Source organism: Thomasclavelia sp. (assembly GCF_047249845.1).
Classification (GTDB): domain Bacteria; phylum Bacillota_I; class Bacilli_A; order Erysipelotrichales; family Coprobacillaceae; genus Thomasclavelia.
Genome location: NZ_JBKTWO010000053.1, coordinates 1 through 4,000, shown reverse-complemented (window position 1 = coordinate 4,000; position 4,000 = coordinate 1). Strand labels below are relative to the sequence as shown.

Below are 4,000 nucleotides of genomic sequence, written 5' to 3'. Positions count from 1 at the left end.
AAAAAATCTATATGTATGGTTAAGGGGAGATAGAAAATATTTAAAATTATTTTCTAGGAGGTTTAAATGAAAGAAAAAATATTAGATTATTTATATCAAGATTATCTTAATCATCTGGATATGATTTATGCAATAAACCATGGAGCTTTAATTATATATTTTGATGAACAAGGGATAATGATTAAGTTTGGTGATATGTATATGATGAGTATTAAAAATCCGGTTTTAGGAAAACGATTAATAAATAATTTAAATGACTGCAAAATGATTGCAGTTCATAATGATTGTTTTAAAGATATTATTGAAGAAAAATTTGGTTTAAGTCAGAGGATTGTTGCTTATCAATATGGATATTTAAAAGATACTGTTACATTGATTGATGTTTTCCAAATAGAGATAAAAGAAATAGGTATGGAATATTATGATTTTATTAAAGAGAATTACTCTACTCCAATTGATGATGAGTATTTAATAGAGAGAATTAAGTCAAAAGTTTTTATTGGAGCATTTGATCAAGATAAAATTGTTGGTTTTGCAGGGATACATGATGAAGGGTCAATTGGTTTTGTTGAAGTAATAGAAGAATATCAGCGAAAGAAAATAGCTAGTATGCTAGAAACATATATGATAAATAACTTATTAGCGAAAAAAGAATTAGTATATTTGCAAGTTGAAACAGATAATATACCATCAATGAAACTACATGAAAAATTAGGATATGTACGTTCTAATGATATTATTACCTGGTATATGTAAAAAGGAGATAAATGTGATGGAGAAATATAAATTTGATGATTTAAAATATTTAGAAATACCATTACCTGAAGAATTATTAAAGTTAAAATGGTATGGAAGTTTTGAGAGAATGAATAAAGTAATTAAAGCTAAATTAGCTAAGGATATTCCATTGGCTTTAAAGAAGCGCTTGATTCATGAATTAGAAATAATTAGAAGAATGCCTAGTGAATATCCTGTGTCATATCAGGAGGCTTTAAAAATATGTCATGATAATTTTATAGATTTTAAAGATGAAGAACTTGAGCTGTTACAAGATGAAAATGCGGTTGAGTGGATTTTTATTGAAGGTAAGGCATGTTTTAGAAGTGATTTTTTTGATAATATTCTTAAAACTAGAAATGATTATGTAGAGAGATTAAAAGATCTAAGTAAAGTAGAAAGTCGAGAAAATAACTTTGCATTATTAAATAATGCAATTTATGAAATAAAGGAAAAAGGCAAACTAACTTATCATTTTCATTTAAAAACAGGGATAAAAATAAAAACGTTAGCTTCAGATAAGAAAATAAAAGTTCATTTACCGTTACCATTAGAAAACTGTCAGGTAAAAAAATTTAAGTTACTTAAAACAATACCTCAATATAAATATTTAAGTAGTGGGGATCATCCTCAAAGAACAATTTATTTTGAAGAAAATATTAATGATGTAAAAGAATTTTATGTTGAATATGAATATGATAATGTTATAGAATATCAGGAATTAGATCCAGTTAAAGTTTTAGAACATCAACCTAATTTTTATCTACATGAACAAGCTCCACATATTATTTTTACACCATATCTTAAATCATTAGCAAAAGAAATTATTAAAGATGAAACTAATAATCTAGTCAAAGCTAAATTAATATATGAATATATTACTACACATATTACATACTCCTTTGTACGTAATTATTATACGATTCCTAATATTCCAGAATATGCAGCATTAGGTGGAAAAGGAGATTGTGGTGTACAAGCCTTGTTATTTATCACTTTATGTCGTTATGTTGGAATACCCGCAAGATGGCAGGCTGGTCTTTATGTTACTCCTTATGATATTGGAAATCATGATTGGGCTCGATTCTATGTAGCCCCATATGGATGGTTATATGCAGATTGTTCTTTTGGTGGAGCTGCATATAGAAATAGTGATTTTGAAAGATGGCAATATTATTTTGGTCATTTGGACCCATTTAGAATGCCTGCTAATAGTGAATATCAATTTGATTTGTATCCACCAAAAAAATATCTTCGTCAGGATCCTTATGATAATCAAACAGGAGAGGCAGAGTTTGAAGATCGTGGATTATATTTAGATGATTATGATTTACATTTAGAAGTAGTAGATATAAAAAAAGAAATTTAATTTTCATGAAAAAAGATTTAAAACTATTATTAATAGAATTAAATCTTTTTATTTTAAAGGTTAATTTTGACTCTTTTCCTGTTTTTCTAATAATTCTAACCAGCGTTCATTTTTCATTTCTAACTGTTCAGTAAGATTATCACGCTGATTAGATAAGTCAGTTAGTTTATTGAAGTCATTTTGATAATCATTCATCTGTTCATTAATAATATTAATTTGTTGTTCAATATCTAAGATGATTTTTTCCATTGATTCTAGTTCTTGTTTTTCTTTTGATGTTAGACGAATTTGATTTTTTTTCTGTAATTTTTTTTGTTCTTTATATCTAAGAACACCATCACTTTTATTTTTTGGCAAATTTTCTTCAATGTTTATATAACTGCTATACCCGCCATTACAATATGTTATTTGTTTATTTTTAAATACAAATAATCCATCACAAATTCGATCTAAAAAATATCGGTCATGGGAAACAGTAATAACAATGCCATTAAAGCTATCTAAGTAATCTTCTAAAATAGCTAATGTTGTAATATCTAAATCATTGGTTGGTTCATCAAATAATAAAACATTAGGGGCTTGCATTAATATATTTAATAAATATAAACGCCTTTTTTCTCCTCCAGATAATCTGGAAATATATGTATGTTGTAAACTTGAATCAAATAAAAAGCGTTCACACATTTGTTTGGCACTAAAGTTTCCTTCTAATGTTTTTAAATCATCACTAGTTTTTTTTATATAATCGATAACACGCATATTTTCATCAAGATCATCACTCATTTGTTTAAAATAACCAATTTTAATCGTATCACCATAAATTACTTCACCACTACTTGGTTTTATTTCTCCAGCAATAATTTTTAGTAACGTACTTTTACCACAACCATTTATACCTAAGATTCCAATACGATCAGTTCTTTTAAATAGATATGAAAAATTGTTAAACAGTGTTAGATTGTCATAATGCATACTAATATCATTTAGTTCAATTGTTTTTTTGCCTAATCTTGAAGCAGTTGTAACCATTTCAATTTGACTAATTGTTTGAATATCAGTAACATTGTTTAATTGTTCAAAACGCTGTAATCTTTCTTTGCTTTTAGTTGTTCGGGCTTGAACACCAGCTCGTACCCATTCAAGTTCTTTTTTTAAAAATAATTTTCTTTTACGCTCACTTGCTAATGCTTCTTCTTCACGTTTTGCTTTTAAAACTAAAAAGTTAGAGTAATTAGCTTCATATTCATAAATTTTACTGCGATCGATTTCCATAATCTTATTAGTAACTCTTTCTAAAAAATAACGGTCATGGGTAACCATAAAAATAGCTTTATTAAATTTTATTAAATACTTTTCTAAATACTCGATCATTTCATTATCTAGGTGATTAGTTGGTTCATCAAGAATTAATAAATCACATGGGTTTAATAGTGTAATTGCTAGAGCAACACGTTTTTGTTGACCACCAGATAATTCTTTAATCAATTGATTATGATTAATAATGCCTAATTTATTTAAGATAGCTTTTATTTCATATTCATTGACTTTATTTTGATTAATTACTTCATGTACTTGTTTAATAATAGTGTTGTCAGGATTAAAATTAGGATTTTGAGGTAGATATGAAATAGTCATATCCTTTTTTTTGATAATATCACCTTGATAGTTTTCTATTCCAGCTAGTATTTTTAAAAGAGTACTTTTTCCAGTACCATTGATTCCTATTAAAGCAACTTTATCAGTTTCATTGATTGAAAATGATACATGATCAACAATATTTTTGATTCCATTAGTTTTAGATAGATTATTTACACTTATTAACATATCAGTCTCCTTAAATCATTTATATTTTAT

At 26.4% G+C, this 4,000-nt stretch carries 3 protein-coding genes; 2 read left to right on the top strand and 1 reads right to left on the bottom strand.

Annotated features, from left to right (window positions below):
• The first annotated feature begins 66 nt into the window (after nt 1-66).
• Nucleotides 67-756 carry a GNAT family N-acetyltransferase gene (locus ACLR9T_RS11705; RefSeq protein ID WP_413109701.1) on the top strand — a complete coding sequence of 230 codons (690 nt, stop codon included), beginning with the start codon at nt 67-69 and terminating at the stop codon, nt 754-756.
• Nucleotides 757-772: 16 nt separating this feature from the next.
• Nucleotides 773-2,146 carry a transglutaminase-like domain-containing protein gene (locus ACLR9T_RS11700; RefSeq protein ID WP_413109700.1) on the top strand — a complete coding sequence of 458 codons (1,374 nt, stop codon included), beginning with the start codon at nt 773-775 and terminating at the stop codon, nt 2,144-2,146.
• Between the two features lie 60 nt (nt 2,147-2,206).
• Here the strand turns inward: ACLR9T_RS11700 and ACLR9T_RS11695 are convergent, their stop codons facing one another.
• A complete protein-coding gene (locus ACLR9T_RS11695; protein ID WP_413109699.1) occupies nt 2,207-3,970 on the bottom strand; it encodes an ABC-F family ATP-binding cassette domain-containing protein in 1,764 nt (587 codons plus the stop codon).
• Between the last annotated feature and the right edge of the window lie 30 nt (nt 3,971-4,000).